General features: G+C 48.1%; 7 protein-coding genes, 16 tRNA genes and 1 rRNA gene. 23 read left to right on the plus strand and 1 reads right to left on the minus strand.

Annotation, left to right across the window (positions count from 1 at the left end):
- Position 1 precedes the first annotated feature (1 nt).
- The 19 genes from BN3279_RS03755 to BN3279_RS03845 all read left to right on the plus strand — a co-directional run bounded on the left by BN3279_RS03755 (position 2) and on the right by BN3279_RS03845 (position 6,544).
- Positions 2–3,058: ribosomal RNA gene (locus BN3279_RS03755) — 23S ribosomal RNA — on the plus strand.
- 122 nt (positions 3,059–3,180) lie between these two features.
- A tRNA-Asn gene (locus BN3279_RS03760) sits at positions 3,181–3,253 on the plus strand.
- 66 nt (positions 3,254–3,319) lie between these two features.
- Positions 3,320–3,411: transfer RNA gene (locus BN3279_RS03765), tRNA-Ser, on the plus strand.
- 9 nt (positions 3,412–3,420) lie between these two features.
- Positions 3,421–3,495 (plus strand) — tRNA-Glu (locus tag BN3279_RS03770).
- A 68-nt stretch (positions 3,496–3,563) separates the two neighbouring features.
- Positions 3,564–3,639, plus strand: a tRNA-Val gene (locus BN3279_RS03775).
- Between the two features lie 15 nt (positions 3,640–3,654).
- A tRNA-Met gene (locus BN3279_RS03780) sits at positions 3,655–3,728 on the plus strand.
- Between the two features lie 16 nt (positions 3,729–3,744).
- Positions 3,745–3,821: transfer RNA gene (locus tag BN3279_RS03785), tRNA-Asp, on the plus strand.
- Positions 3,822–3,840: 19 nt separating this feature from the next.
- Positions 3,841–3,916: transfer RNA gene (locus BN3279_RS03790), tRNA-Phe, on the plus strand.
- 22 nt (positions 3,917–3,938) lie between these two features.
- Positions 3,939–4,014: transfer RNA gene (locus BN3279_RS03795), tRNA-Thr, on the plus strand.
- Between the two features lie 3 nt (positions 4,015–4,017).
- Positions 4,018–4,103, plus strand: a tRNA-Tyr gene (locus BN3279_RS03800).
- Positions 4,104–4,116: 13 nt separating this feature from the next.
- Positions 4,117–4,190 (plus strand) — tRNA-Trp (locus BN3279_RS03805).
- A 33-nt stretch (positions 4,191–4,223) separates the two neighbouring features.
- Positions 4,224–4,299 (plus strand) — tRNA-His (locus BN3279_RS03810).
- A 23-nt stretch (positions 4,300–4,322) separates the two neighbouring features.
- Positions 4,323–4,394: transfer RNA gene (locus BN3279_RS03815), tRNA-Gln, on the plus strand.
- Positions 4,395–4,405: 11 nt separating this feature from the next.
- Positions 4,406–4,480, plus strand: a tRNA-Gly gene (locus BN3279_RS03820).
- Between the two features lie 11 nt (positions 4,481–4,491).
- A tRNA-Cys gene (locus tag BN3279_RS03825) sits at positions 4,492–4,565 on the plus strand.
- A 10-nt stretch (positions 4,566–4,575) separates the two neighbouring features.
- Positions 4,576–4,661, plus strand: a tRNA-Leu gene (locus BN3279_RS03830).
- A gap of 21 nt (positions 4,662–4,682) precedes the next feature.
- Positions 4,683–4,761 (plus strand) — tRNA-Leu (locus tag BN3279_RS03835).
- A gap of 209 nt (positions 4,762–4,970) precedes the next feature.
- Positions 4,971–5,549 carry a TetR/AcrR family transcriptional regulator gene (locus tag BN3279_RS03840; RefSeq protein ID WP_059049326.1) on the plus strand — a complete coding sequence of 193 codons (579 nt, stop codon included), beginning with the start codon at positions 4,971–4,973 and terminating at the stop codon, positions 5,547–5,549.
- A 146-nt stretch (positions 5,550–5,695) separates the two neighbouring features.
- Positions 5,696–6,544, plus strand: a complete 849-nt coding sequence (locus BN3279_RS03845) for an SDR family oxidoreductase (RefSeq protein WP_059049327.1) — start codon at positions 5,696–5,698, stop codon at positions 6,542–6,544.
- 139 nt (positions 6,545–6,683) lie between these two features.
- Here BN3279_RS03845 and BN3279_RS03850 read toward each other — a convergent pair whose 3' ends face one another.
- Complete coding sequence (locus BN3279_RS03850) at positions 6,684–9,761, minus strand: family 43 glycosylhydrolase (protein WP_059049328.1); 3,078 nt, start codon at positions 9,759–9,761, stop codon at positions 6,684–6,686.
- Between the two features lie 202 nt (positions 9,762–9,963).
- Between BN3279_RS03850 and BN3279_RS03855 the strand changes: the two genes are divergently transcribed.
- The 4 genes from BN3279_RS03855 (at position 9,964) to BN3279_RS03870 (ending at position 14,206) form a co-directional block, all read left to right on the plus strand.
- Positions 9,964–10,641: a response regulator transcription factor gene (locus BN3279_RS03855; protein ID WP_059049329.1), complete on the plus strand. Its 678-nt coding sequence runs from the start codon at positions 9,964–9,966 to the stop codon at positions 10,639–10,641.
- A gap of 43 nt (positions 10,642–10,684) precedes the next feature.
- Positions 10,685–11,668 carry a HAMP domain-containing sensor histidine kinase gene (locus BN3279_RS03860; RefSeq protein ID WP_059049667.1) on the plus strand — a complete coding sequence of 328 codons (984 nt, stop codon included), beginning with the start codon at positions 10,685–10,687 and terminating at the stop codon, positions 11,666–11,668.
- A 70-nt stretch (positions 11,669–11,738) separates the two neighbouring features.
- Entirely contained in the window at positions 11,739–12,611 is an 873-nt protein-coding gene (locus BN3279_RS03865; protein WP_232436749.1) for a DegV family protein, read from the plus strand.
- A gap of 440 nt (positions 12,612–13,051) precedes the next feature.
- The gene (locus tag BN3279_RS03870) at positions 13,052–14,206 is read left to right on the plus strand and encodes a sugar ABC transporter substrate-binding protein (RefSeq protein ID WP_157686438.1); all 1,155 of its coding nucleotides are present in this window, start codon (positions 13,052–13,054) and stop codon (positions 14,204–14,206) included.
- Positions 14,207–14,253 lie beyond the last annotated feature (47 nt).

The raw sequence follows: 14,253 nt of genomic DNA on the forward strand, positions 1-14,253 counted from the left end.
TGGTTAAGCTACTAAGAGCACACGGAGGATGCCTAGGCGCTAGGAGCCGAAGAAGGACGTGGCGAACAACGAAACTGCCTCGGGGAGCTGTAAGCAAGCATCGATCCGGGGGTGTCCGAATGGGGAAACCCGGCTAGGTTAATACCTAGTCACTCACTGCTGAATACATAGGCAGTGAAGAGGCAGACCAGGGGAACTGAAACATCTAAGTACCCTGAGGAAGAGAAAACAAAAGTGATTCCGTCAGTAGCGGCGAGCGAACGCGGAGAAGCCTAAACCAAGGAGCTTGCTCCTTGGGGTTGTGGGACGTCTCACACGGAGTTATAAAGGAGCATGTTAGACGAAGAGGTCTGGAAAGGCCCGCCAAAGAAGGTAAAAGCCCTGTAATCGAAAGTGTGCTCTCTCCGAGACGGATCCCGAGTAGTGCGGGGCACGTGAAACCCCGTATGAATCCGCCAGGACCATCTGGTAAGGCTAAATACTTCCTAGCGACCGATAGTGAAACAGTACCGTGAGGGAAAGGTGAAAAGCACCCCGGAAGGGGAGTGAAATAGATCCTGAAACCGTGTGCTTACAAGAAGTCAGAGCTCTATTAATGAGTGATGGCGTGCCTTTTGTAGAATGAACCGGCGAGTTACGTTTGCAAGCAAGGTTAAGGTGAGAAGCCGGAGCCGTAGCGAAAGCGAGTCTGAATAGGGCGTTTTAGTTTGTAGGCGTAGACCCGAAACCGTGTGATCTACCCCTGTCCAGGGTGAAGGTGCGGTAACACGCACTGGAGGCCCGAACCCACGTATGTTGAAAAATGCGGGGATGAGGTGGGGGTAGCGGAGAAATTCCAATCGAACTCGGAGATAGCTGGTTCTCCCCGAAATAGCTTTAGGGCTAGCCTCGGTGGAATAGTCGTGGAGGTAGAGCACTGATTGGGTGCGGGGCCCGCCAAGGGTTACCAAGCTCAGTCAAACTCCGAATGCCATAGACTACTAACCGGGAGTCAGACAGTGAGTGCTAAGATCCATTGTCAAAAGGGAAACAGCCCAGACCATCAGCTAAGGTCCCCAAGTGTGTGTTAAGTGGGAAAGGATGTGGAGTTGCACAGACAACCAGGATGTTGGCTTAGAAGCAGCCACCATTGAAAGAGTGCGTAATAGCTCACTGGTCGAGTGACTCTGCGCCGAAAATGTAACGGGGCTAAACACACCACCGAAGCTATGGCTTGATACTTAAAAGTATCAGGGGTAGGGGAGCGTTGTATATGCGTTGAAGGTGTACCGTAAGGAGCGCTGGAGAGTATACAAGTGAGAATGCCGGTATGAGTAACGAAAAGATCAGTGAGAATCTGATCCGCCGAAAGCCCAAGGTNGGGGTAGGGGAGCGTTGTATATGCGTAGAAGGTGTACCGTAAGGAGCGCTGGAGAGTATACAAGTGAGAATGCCGGTATGAGTAACGAAAAGATCAGTGAGAATCTGATCCGCCGAAAGCCCAAGGTTTCCTGAGGAAGGCTCGTCCGCTCAGGGTAAGTCGGGACCTAAGGCGAGGCCGAAAGGCGTAGTCGAAGGACAACAGGTGGAAATTCCTGTACCACCGTAATCCGTTATGAGTGATGGGGTGACGCAGTAGGGTAGTGACGCAGGCTGATGGATGCCTGTCCAAGCAGTGAGGCTGGTGTGTAGGCAAATCCGCACACCGTAAGGCTGGGCTGTGATGGGGAGTGAAAATTACAGTAGCGAAGGTCATGATCTCAGACTGCCAAGAAAAGCCTCTAACCAGGAGAAGGTGCCCGTACCGCAAACCGACACAGGTAGGCGAGAAGAGAATTCTAAGGCGCGCGGAAGAACTCTCGTTAAGGAACTCGGCAAAATGACCCCGTAACTTCGGGAGAAGGGGTGCCCCGGTAGTGTGAATAGCACGAGGGGGCCGCAGTGAAAAGGCCCAAGCGACTGTTTAGCAAAAACACAGGTCTGTGCGAAGCCGCAAGGCGAAGTATACGGGCTGACGCCTGCCCGGTGCTGGAAGGTTAAGGGGAGCGGTTAGGAGCAATCCGAAGCTGTGAACCGAAGCCCCAGTAAACGGCGGCCGTAACTATAACGGTCCTAAGGTAGCGAAATTCCTTGTCAGGTAAATTCTGACCCGCACGAATGGCGTAACGACTTGGGCGCTGTCTCAACGAGAGATCCGGTGAAATTTTAATACCTGTGAAGATGCAGGTTACCCGCGACAAGACGGAAAGACCCCATGGAGCTTTACTGCAGCTTGATATTGGACTTTGATACGATTTGTACAGGATAGGTGGGAGCCTAGGAAGAGGGAGCGCAAGCTTCCTTGGAGGCGCCGTTGGGATACCACCCTGATCGTATCGGAGTTCTAACCTGGTACCGTGAACCGGTATGGGGACAGTGTCAGGTGGGCAGTTTGACTGGGGCGGTCGCCTCCTAAAGAGTAACGGAGGCGCCCCAAGGTTCCCTCAGAATGGTTGGAAATCATTCGCAGAGTGCAAAGGCAAAAGGGAGCTTGACTGCGAGACTGACAAGTCGAGCAGGGAGGAAACTCGGGCTTAGTGATCCGGTGGTACCGCATGGAAGGGCCATCGCTCAACGGATAAAAGCTACCCTGGGGATAACAGGCTTATCTCCCCCAAGAGTCCACATCGACGGGGAGGTTTGGCACCTCGATGTCGGCTCATCGCATCCTGGGGCTGAAGTAGGTCCCAAGGGTTGGGCTGTTCGCCCATTAAAGCGGTACGCGAGCTGGGTTCAGAACGTCGTGAGACAGTTCGGTCCCTATCTGTCGTGGGCGTAGGAAATTTGAGAGGAGCTGTCCTTAGTACGAGAGGACCGGGATGGACGCACCGCTGGTGTACCAGTTGTTCCGCCAGGAGCATAGCTGGGTAGCTAAGTGCGGAAGGGATAAGCGCTGAAAGCATCTAAGCGTGAAGCCCCCCTCAAGATGAGATTTCCCAATTAGTAAGACCCCTTGAAGACGACGAGGTTGATAGGCCTGAGGTGGAAGTGCAGCAATGTATGGAGCTGACAGGTACTAATCGGTCGAGGGCTTATCCAAAACAACTCCGAAGCGTGGCGTCAGGCTGAATAAGCCGTGAAGAGCACTTCAGGAGAACTAATTCGCAAATTCGTTTCGTATCCAGTTTTCAAGCGATTAAACGCTTGAAAACTTCATAATGATCCCTGATAGCTCAGTTGGTAGAGCACTCGACTGTTAATCGAGTTGTCACAGGTTCGAGTCCTGTTCGGGGAGTCAAGTTCCCAGGAAGTAGGTTATACTTCCGAGATATACTTCATTGCTTCCTGGGATCTTATATCTGGAGAGGTGTCCGAGTTGGCCGAAGGAGCACGATTGGAAATCGTGTAGGCGTCACAAGCGTCTCGAGGGTTCGAATCCCTCTCTCTCCGCCATAATATTTAGGCCCGTTGGTCAAGGGGTTAAGACACCTCCCTTTCACGGAGGTAACAGGGGTTCGAATCCCCTACGGGTCACCATTTTCTTGAAATCATAGCTTGATTTACTCTGTTATGATCTGGTACAATAGAACTTGTCTTTTCCCATTGGAGGCTTAGCTCAGCTGGGAGAGCATCTGCCTTACAAGCAGAGGGTCGGGGGTTCGAGCCCCTCAGCCTCCACCATAAGAATTTTACTGACGCGGGGTGGAGCAGCCCGGTAGCTCGTCGGGCTCATAACCCGAAGGCCGCAGGTTCAAATCCTGCCCCCGCAATTGCAATACCTAGTGTGGAGCCGTGGTGTAGAGGCCTAACATGCCTGCCTGTCACGCAGGAGACCGCGGGTTCGAATCCCGTCGGCTCCGCCATTTAACTTATTTTATGTAAGGCTCGGTAGCTCAGTCGGTAGAGCAGAGGACTGAAAATCCTCGTGTCGGCGGTTCGATTCCGTCCCGAGCCACCATTGTTTCACTGACAATTGAAGAGCCGGTGTAGCTCAACTGGTAGAGCAACTGACTTGTAATCAGTAGGTTGGGGGTTCAAGTCCTCTCGCCGGCACCACATGGAGGCTTAGCGAAGTGGCCAAACGCAGCAGACTGTAAATCTGTTCTCTGACGAGTTCGGTGGTTCGAATCCATCAGCCTCCACCAGTTTTACCTATCTAGGGGCATAGTTTAAAGGTAGAACAAAGGTCTCCAAAACCTTTGGTGTGGGTTCAATTCCTGCTGCCCCTGCCACTTTTTCTAAACAACTTAATATTTGTCTTTATGGCGGTCGTGGCGAAGGGGTTAACGCACCGGATTGTGGCTCCGGCATTCGTGGGTTCAAGTCCCATCGATCGCCCCATTTTTATCTAAATAATTGAATATTGGGGATTAGCCAAGCGGTAAGGCAACGGACTTTGACTCCGTCACTCATAGGTTCGAATCCTATATCCCCAGTCTTTTTATATGCGGACGTGGCTCAGCGGTAGAGCATCGCCTTGCCAAGGCGAGGGTCGCGGGTTCGATTCCCGTCGTCCGCTCCATTTTTTTATATGGCGCCATAGCCAAGTGGTAAGGCACAGCTCTGCAAAAGCTTTATCCCCAGTTCGAGTCTGGGTGGCGCCTCCATCTTAACTATGCGGGAGTGGCGGAATCGGCAGACGCACAGGACTTAAAATCCTGCGGTAGGTGACTACCGTACCAGTTCAAGTCTGGTCTTCCGCACTTTGAACAACCTTATAATGCGCCGGCGTGGCGGAATGGCAGACGCGCTCGACTCAAAATCGAGTGGGAAACCGTGGAGGTTCGAGTCCTCTCGCCGGTATAACTGTAACACATGAGACAGCCCCCCTAGATTCCAAATCTAGGGGGGCTGTTTTATTTTGTTTACGGCCTAACTTTCTACCGCGGCACATTTTAATTGCGAGGCAAAGTGTAGCTCTAGAACATCCTTTCGACTACGGAAATATAAAGTGTCATCCTCATCAACTGTTCCAAATGGACAGACAAATATAGCGTTGTTATAATCAAGTTATGAATACTTATGAGAAAATACTCGCAGCAGCTCTTCAGGTTCTTGAAGAGGAAGGCGGAGCAAAGTTTTCCACACGAGCCGTTTGCACGATTGCCCAGGTTTCGGCGCCTACGCTCTACCATCATTTTGGGAATGCTGATGGGCTGTTGAGTGCGGCTATCATGGAGGCTTTCCAGCAGTTGCTTCAAAGAAAAAGCACTGCCGTGCTGTCCAGTCATCCACAGGAGGCGCTTCGGCAAGGGTGGGACAATTTTGTGGGATTCGCTGCAACTCGACCCCGGCTGTATTCGGCGATGATGGGGCGTTTGCTTGAAGGCGCTCAAATTGAGGCTGCTGCAAGGGCATACCAGTTACTAGTGCATAACGTTCAGGCTATTGCAGACGAAGATCAATTGGCGGTGCCTTTGGAGACGGCAGCGGGATTGATTTGGGCCTCTGCGAATGCGGCCTCTTTATTACACGTAACGGCCGAAACTCGTAAGACGCCTCCACCCGAGCCGTCCGTTATACACCTTATTCGAGAAAGTGCCATGCAGCTTATATTAAACTCAGACGATGAAAAGGAAGGGCTTCGATGACGGAGCCCTTTTTGCGTGTTTATACGCCATAATTTACTCCTTTAAATTTTATATAGCAGTGCTATAGACATTGTATTATAGCACTGCTATAATACCGATATAGCGGTGTTATAGTGAGCCGCTTCTGATTCTTAAGGAGGGTTACTATGTCATCCAAAAATCAAGAGCTAGTAGTAGTTACTGGTACGTCTAGCGGCATCGGTTTTGCTACTGCAAAACGTCTGGCGGAAGAAGGTTATCATGTGCTTGCAGGTGTTCGGCGCCAGGAAGATGCCGATAAAATCAGCCAGAAGAATATTGAAGCAGTAATTGTCGATTTAACTAATGTAGACACATTAAAGGAATTGGCAAAGAGAGTGAAAGATGATCCCTATCATCGTCCTTTGAGGGCGGTTGTAAATAATGCAGGCATCGCCATCAATGCTCCCTTGGAAATGGTCCCGCTTGATGAATTGCGCCGTCAGATTGAAGTCAGTGTCATTGGTCAGGTTGCAGTTATTCAGGCGCTCGCTCCTGCCTTACTAGCTAGTGGTGGTCGCGTAGTAAACATTGGTTCGCTTGGTGGCAAAATCTCAATGCCGGGGTTTGGCATTTATTCGGCGGCGAAATTTGCCATGGAGGCAATTAATGATAGTCTCCGCAGAGAAATGGCCTCATCAGGGCTGAAGGTCATTATGATTACTCCGGGTGGCGTTAGCACAAGGATGTCTGAGCAAGGGATTACGACAGCAGAAAGGCTCGCCAAGCTGATGACTCCAGAACAGCATCAGCGTCATGACCGTCTCTTCGCCGCTGTGAAAGCTCAGGCAGAAGCCTGGGCGAGCCATGGTATTTCCCCTGAGAAAGTGGCAACAGTCATTTTACGTGCTATTCAAGATCGCAAACCCAAAACCCGATATGTAGTTGGTCGTGATTCCGTACTACTGACTCGCTTGGTACGGTTTTTACCAGACCGTGTACTTGACCGGATGCTCCGTAGCCAGATGAATTTGTAATAATAACTATTTATAATTAGAATACTCGCATTAGGCAGGATATTATCGTGCTCTGCCTAATGCGAGTGTTGTCAGTAGGACATTTTCTCGTCTGCTTCTTTACCTAAATCATTTGTTCAACCTTTATAGCTAGTATTGCTTATTGGGTAACCTGTATAATGCTTACCATAAATTCATCAAAGTCGATCGAGGCATTAGCATAGCCATCGATGCCGAACCGCTGGCCTGTCAGCATGCTCCCACCGGTGTGGCGGAAGCTGTAGTCCGTTGCGACCGCCACATCATTGATGTAGACGGTATAGGTCTTGGCATTCCAGTTGGATACCATCTTAATGCTGTACCAGGTATTCAGTGAGAAGTTTTGAACGCTTTTCTTCGAGCCCCCATCTTGTGCAATGATTTTATCCCCATCAAAAGCGGTGACCATGGAATAGTTGCCTGTACCACTGTCGTTTCTGACCATAGCCCCATTGGCATAAGGGAAGGTACTGTTCAATCGGGCGCGATATTCAATGACGATACGCTGATCAGCTTCAGCCTTTACTTCGCCTGTAAACGGCAGGAATAGATTGGCTTTGCCCGAAGTTGCGGTTGTCGTCAGTCGCAGAAATTTGTTTCCGTCCTCTTGTTGCACAGTGGCGGTCGCCCCATTAGTCAGATCTTCGGTGGTGAAGCCATAAGGATATTTGCCTACGGTGTCGCCAGAGAAATCCCGGTAGGCGTTATAAACCACGCCATCTTGAATGTTATGGAGTGAACCTAGCAAATCGGCTTCCGCTTGAGCTAGTTGCTCCAGTTCCTCGTCATACTGCTCCTTGCTTAAATCAGCATTCCCGGCCAACTCGTCTGCATGATCCACTTGAGCCACGAAGGCATCATATTTCAATTGGCTGTAGTTGCCCAGCCCCTCACCCAAAGGGTAGGAGAAATTAGCTAGTTTCTGGCGGAGTTGAGCCACAATTTCATCAAGTCCCCAATTAGGAACAATTTCTAAGGGAAGGGTAGAGGTATAATGCTGTCCCTCCAATTGCAGGGTAACAGGTACCTGAATGGTGCCAAGTGAGCTGAGATCAAGCCCGGCCAGTTCCCAACTGACGAGATCAGCCTCTTTGGATACATGATTAGCAACGACATCAACAACGTTAGGCGGGGTAGGAATGACTCCGGAAGGCGTTCTCACGATAGAGATCACGTCAAGCATATCGGAAGCCGAAGTTACCGTTAGTTTATGTGTTGCTATCTTGCCGTTGTATTCGGCAGTAATAACCGTTGTGCCTGGCTGTATGGCATATACCGTTTGGGTGACCGTATCGGCCTCAATCCTGGCTACGTCGGGATCGCTGCTGGTATACTGAGCATTGGCTGTCACATCTTGAACTTCATAGTTGTTATAGTGTGCGGTTACCAGAAGTGGTTCACTTGCCTGCCATCTGGTCAGGATGTGGCCCAATCCACTGATGCTGACGGACTGCACAGATTTAGGCTCGGGCATAACGGTGACGGCGGCTGTCGTTGTTTTCCCGTTATACATCGCGGTGATGGTGGTGCTGCCTGCTCCGATTGCCTTAACCTTAGTTCCTTCGTCAATGATGGCGACGTTCGTATTAGAAGAACTAAGTACAAGGCCTGTATCGATAGCCGTATAGGTAGTGCCTGTTACCGTATAGAGAGGGAGACTGCGGACTTCACCGAGCCCTAACGTGAATCCCGGAGAATCGAATAAAATTGCCGATGTATCCAGTGGGAGCAGATCGATACTGTCGATTTCGGCAAAATGATTTCCCTTGGAGAAGCGAAGGACATTATTCCCTTCCTCCAGATAGACCTTTGCGGTGGAGGCTCCCCAACGATTGGAGCCGGAATAGACCATGTTCATGTTAGCGCCGGAGTGGCCGTTAACCGATAAGAGGTAGGAGGCTTCCGCCGCATTGGGGGAACCGTTGGCATTACGTACAGACAGTATATAAAATCCAGTGTGAGGCACGTTTACAGTAAATTCGGCATAATCATTAGCGTTGTTAAAATTAGCGACCTTCATTCCGCCAGAAGCTGTGGCTTCCCGTCTGACGCTAGGAAAGGTTACACCACTTGGGTCTTTGACCAGCACTGCATTCTCCGCTTCATAGCGCTGCCGCATGGGTTCGCCTGAAGGTATGTTGATGGGGATATTCGGATCGACAGGCTCCCCCAGATTGGGTGTATTGTCTCCATTCCAGGTGAATGGCTGTGTGCGGACATTGCGGGTCCATCCAGAACCAGGCCAACGGGCGGAATGGTAGATAATCCAGTCTTCCGTCCCGTCAGGAGACGTGACAATACTGTGATGGCCTGGTCCGTAAATACCATTGGCGCTAGAGAAGATAGGCTGATCCCGCTTGACCCAGGAGGCAGGCTCCATTAAATCATCGCTGATGCTGGCGGTAATAAGCCCCAGGCAATAACTGTCGGTCCAGCTTCCATTAGCGGAATAGACCAGGTTGATGGTATTGCCCTTAATGGTAATTTGCGGACCTTCATTAATTCGTCCCGGAGATGATTCCCAATCATAATCAGGCGTTGAGATTAAGACTCGCTCTGAGCTAATGGTTCGCGGATCGCTCATCTCGGCAATATATAAATTTTGAAAGCTCCCATCCGTTTCTTCCCATCCGGACCAAATAAAATAAAGCTGATCATTGACCTCCAGTGCTGTACCATCGATAGCCCAGCGGTCGGAAGAGTCGGTAATTTTCCCTTTGAACTCCCAGGTTCCGGTCAGCGGGTTATCACTGGTATTTTCCAGCACATACATGCGGTGATTGGCATTCGTTCCGTTGTCAGCGGCGAAGTAAATATACCATTTGTAGTTGCCGTCGGTGTCTTTGAGGTAATGCATTTCAGGGGCCCATATGTTGGAACTGTACATAGTATTTTTAACCGGTGTCCAAGCAAGGCTTCTCTCGCCTGCTTCAATTCCAGTGATGGTCTTCGCTCTGCGAATCATGATGCCACTGGCGTTAACAAATACGTTATAATAATAGCCGTCCGTGTGCTTATAGACCCAGGGGTCAGCGCCTGTTTGCATAATAATATTATAGAAATCCGACACCTGTGCTCCTTCCGGTGCCGTTGCTGAAGCTGGGGGCTGCTCCGCTTCCGCTGCCGCTGCACTCCATTGGGGCAACATTAGCAGTAGGGCGAGACTGAGCCACACATACTTGAATTTTCTCCTGATCATTTACAGTCCTCCTTGGATTTGAAATGAAATCGCTTTCAAGGTTAACGACCTCATTATACCTTTCGAAAAAAATTAAAAACTGTACAATTTTTAGTTTTTTCTGTAATTATTTTGGGGAAAATCAGCTATCATCCGTATCAATTGAATCTAACTTGAATGAATCATGTTATTCTGTTAATAACTTTACTGGGAGATGGTGCAAATGTTTAGCATTTTAGTAGCCGAAGACGACCAGGCATTAAGAACACTGTTCTGCACAGTATTATCCAAGAACGGTTATGCCTGTTTTGAAGCGGAAGATGGTGCGGAGGCATTGGATATTCTAGACAAGCAATACATTGATCTTATGATTTCAGATGTTATGATGCCGAATATAGATGGATATGAATTAGTAAAAAACATTCGTGATATGGGACACCATATGCCGGTGTTGCTGATTACTGCCAAGGGGGCCTTTGAGGATATACAGAGTGGCTTTCGGGCGGGTACCGATGATTATATGATTAAGCCGGTGAATGTCAATGAAATGATATTACGCGTTCAGGCTTTGCTTAGACGAGCAAGAATTGTAAATGAAAAGAAGCTGCAATTTGAGGGCATGGAGTTATTTTATGATGACCTGACGGTCAGCTTGAATGGTGAAGATATGGTTATTCCGCAAAAAGAGTTCTATCTATTGTACAAGCTGTTATCCAACCCCAACAGAGTTTTTACCAAGCAGCAGCTTATGGATGAAATCTGGGGGATGGACACAGAGAGCACTCCCCATACACTGGACGTGCATATGAGCAGAATTCGGGATCGCTTCAAGGAGAACGCACCATTCGAAATCAAAACGATTCGGGGACTTGGATTCAAAGCGGTGAAGCGAAGTGAATAAGTTCAGGGACAAGCTAACTATTTCACAAATATTTGCACTGATTATGGCAATTATTATTACAGTGTCAATGGTGCTCACTTTCCTGATTATATACATTTTGCTGCGGGTGACGGAAAGTCCGTTAACGGGAGTGATTACCTCCTCCATGTTCATTGCTATTGTGAGTATTGTCGTCGGAACCTTGCTCTCTTCTTACGTATCCAAGAAAATGTTGCGTCCCATTCTAAATATTAATGATGCAGCAAAGAAGGTAGCTAGAGGTGACTTCACAGTGCGTTTGGAGGAAGGCAGTATTGCCAATGAGATTCGAGAAATTGCGGAAAATTTTAATCTTATGCTGCGGGAGTTATCCAATACGGAGACGCTCAGAAATGACTTTGTCAGCAATGTTTCACATGAATTCAAGACCCCTCTTTCGGTGATTGAGGGCTATGCTATGTTATTGCAGGATGAGACCCTGACCAAGGAAGAAGAGAGAAAGTACGTAAGAACTATTTTAGAGAATACAGGCAGGCTGACAGAGTTGACGCAAAGTATCCTTTCTTTATCCCAGATTGAAAATCAGGAGATTATTTTGCAAAAGGAACGATTTCAACTGGATGAGCAAATTCGGCGTGTTCTGCTAGACTTTGAAAGTATTTGGGAGAACAAGAATCTGACTATAGATATCAATATGGATGAAACCTATATATATGGTAGTCAATCCCTGCTAGCCAGGGTGTGGAGTAACTTGATCGATAATGCGATTAAATTTTCCGATCAGGATGGGCTTTTGTCGATTGAATGTTATGAGGAAGGCACTAACATTGTTGTCATCGTAAAAGATACGGGCATTGGTATGGATGAAGTGGTGATGAAGCATGCCTTTGACAAGTTCTATCAAGGAGAGCGTTCCCACCACGTGAAGGGCAATGGCCTTGGTCTGGCGCTGGTACATCGGATTGTCACCTTATGCGGAGGTACGGTGTCCCTAAAAAGCGAGAAAGGCAACGGCACAGCCGTAATGGTAAAATTACAGAAAAGTTAAGCTTTAGTTGAAGGTAATTGAGAAAAAGTTGAGATAAGGCTGATAAAATAAGTACAATGGTTAAAATGAAATGCTGAATGAAAGAAACAAAAATGATGGGGTGGAGCGTTTGAGTCATAAAATTGTAGTTGATAGTTGTTGTGATGTAACTCCGGAGTTAAGTGAAAGCTTGGGAATAGTTACGGTCCCGCTAACCATAACGTTAGGAGACAAGAACGTTGTAGACGACGAGCAGCTTGATTTGCCGAGCTTTATGGAAGAAATGAAAAATTGCACAGGTAAGGTGGGGTCTGCTTCTCCTTCGCCTATGTTATATAAAGAAGCTTTTCAAGGTGCGCCATCCTCTTTTGCAGTTACGATCTCCAGCCACCTGTCCAGCTCATATGCAAGTGCTGTGCTTGGAAAGTCCATGATAGAGGAAGAAGACGCGAATGCTGAGGTGCATGTATTTGATTCAAAGAGCGCCTGTGCTGGTGAGGTGCTAATTGCCGTGAAGCTGGCTAAAATGATCAAAGAGGGTCATCAAAGATCTAAAATTATCTCCACGATCGATAGCTTTATTCATGATATGAAGACGTATTTTGTGCTAGATAACTTTGATAATTTATTGAAAAATGGAAGGCTCAATAAAATAACGGGTAAATTAATCTCGGTGCTTAACATTAAGCTGATCATGAAAGCGGATGATGGAAATATCGGTCTGCATTCTCATGTGCGCGGACAGAAGCAAATTGTTGAGAAGCTGGCAGATACGATTGGCAAGAGTGGCAAAGACACCCGAGGAGAAAGCATGGTTATCGCTCATTGCAACAACCCTGGACTTGCTGAAAAGTTGAGAGACAAAATCAAAAGTCAGTTCCATTTCGATGAAATCCTGATTGTCCCGACAAGAGGAATCAGTTCGGTCTATGCCAACGAGAAGGGCATTGTTATGGCATTTTAAACTTTAGTAAATCAGACAAAAAGAGACCTGCAGCCATCATGGGCGCAGGTCTCTTTTTGTCTGATAGTGTGTCTATCATCACAATATTCAGAAGCGCAATTTAGATGTATCCGCTTTACCATGGCAATTTATGTAATGTTCATGTTAGATATATGTGATGAAAGCTGATTGACAGGTTAAAACAAAAAGCATATATTATTAATAAGTCCAGTGGACGTAATAATTATACTTCTTATGAATAGGAGGATCCGAGCGGTTTTTTGGCGGTAAGTAAATGAGTTTAGGTTCTAATTTACTATTTCGAGGGGGGCATTTCAGAAATGCGTTCAAAAGCGATCTTGCCATTATTTTTTTGTTTTGTAATCGTTCTCGTAGCTGCTTGTGGCAACAATTCTTCCAAAGGATCTCAACCGTCGTCAACTGGTGATACTCCATCCGAAGTGAAAACCATTAAGTTCTGGCAGTTCATGGGCTCCATGGATGACAGTACGGATATTAACATTGCTCCAATCATTGAAGAATTTGAAAGCACCCATCCTGGAGTGAAGGTTGATGTACAGCAACTCACTTGGGATAACGGGTTGGACAAAATTACTACGAGCTTTGCTGCTGAAGAGGCGCCTGATGTGGTGGAACTTGGCAACACCTGGGTTACACAGTTTGCTTCCCAGGATGTGCTACTGGATCTATCGGACAAGGTGTCCAGCATTAAGGACCAATACGTTGGTTGGGATGGTGTAACCTACGATTCCAAAATCTACGGTGTACCTTGGTTATTGGGGACACGCGCATTGTTCTACAACAAAGAGCTGTTTGAGCAAGCTGGCCTGGACCCTGAGAAGGCTCCAATGAACTGGGAAGAGCTGAGAGCAGCAGCCGCTCAAATCACAGAGAATACGGGAGCCAAAGGCTTTGGTATCGCTGCGGGAGAGGCCGAGACTCCTTGGACGCAATTCTCTATGTTCCTATGGAGCAACGGCGGGAATTTCCTGAATGCGGATGAAACGGCTAGTGCCTTAAACGAACCGGCGGCAGTCGAAACGCTTGAGTATGTTCAAGAGCTGTCCAAAGTATCGCTTGTCGCTCAAGATGGCATGATTGGCCAGGAATTTGCGGCAGGGAACGTAGGGATGTTCATCTCAGGTGCCTGGAATCTACGGGGGTTAGCGCAGAATGCGCCTGATCTGAAATGGGGAGTGGCGGAAATACCGGTAGCGCCAGCAGGTAACTCGGTGTCCTTCTCGGGAGGAGAAATTTTGTCCATCTCGGCCAAGACAGAGCATCCTGAGGAAGCTTATCAATTTGTTGAATTCATGACCAGTAAGCAAAATGCAATGAAGATTACAGAGATTGCTACCTCCGTATTCCCAGCCTTCCCGGGAGTAGAAGCTGATCCGTTCTTCGCGGACAAGCCGGAGATCGCTATATTTGCCAAGCAGGTTGCTACGGCTCAGAATCCACCTTCTCTGAAGGCATGGCAAAAAATCTCTGAAGAGGTTACGACTGCGGTAGAGAAAGCTGTATTGCAGCAAACTTCTGCAGCAGAAGTATTACAGACTGCCTCCGACAACATTAATAAATTGCTCGCAAGATAAAAATCAAGGGGCAAGGGGACGTTCATCCCCTTGCCCATGGAGGTATA

It is taken from the genome of Paenibacillus senegalimassiliensis, assembly GCF_001486585.1.
GTDB lineage: Bacteria > Bacillota > Bacilli > Paenibacillales > Paenibacillaceae > Fontibacillus > Fontibacillus senegalimassiliensis.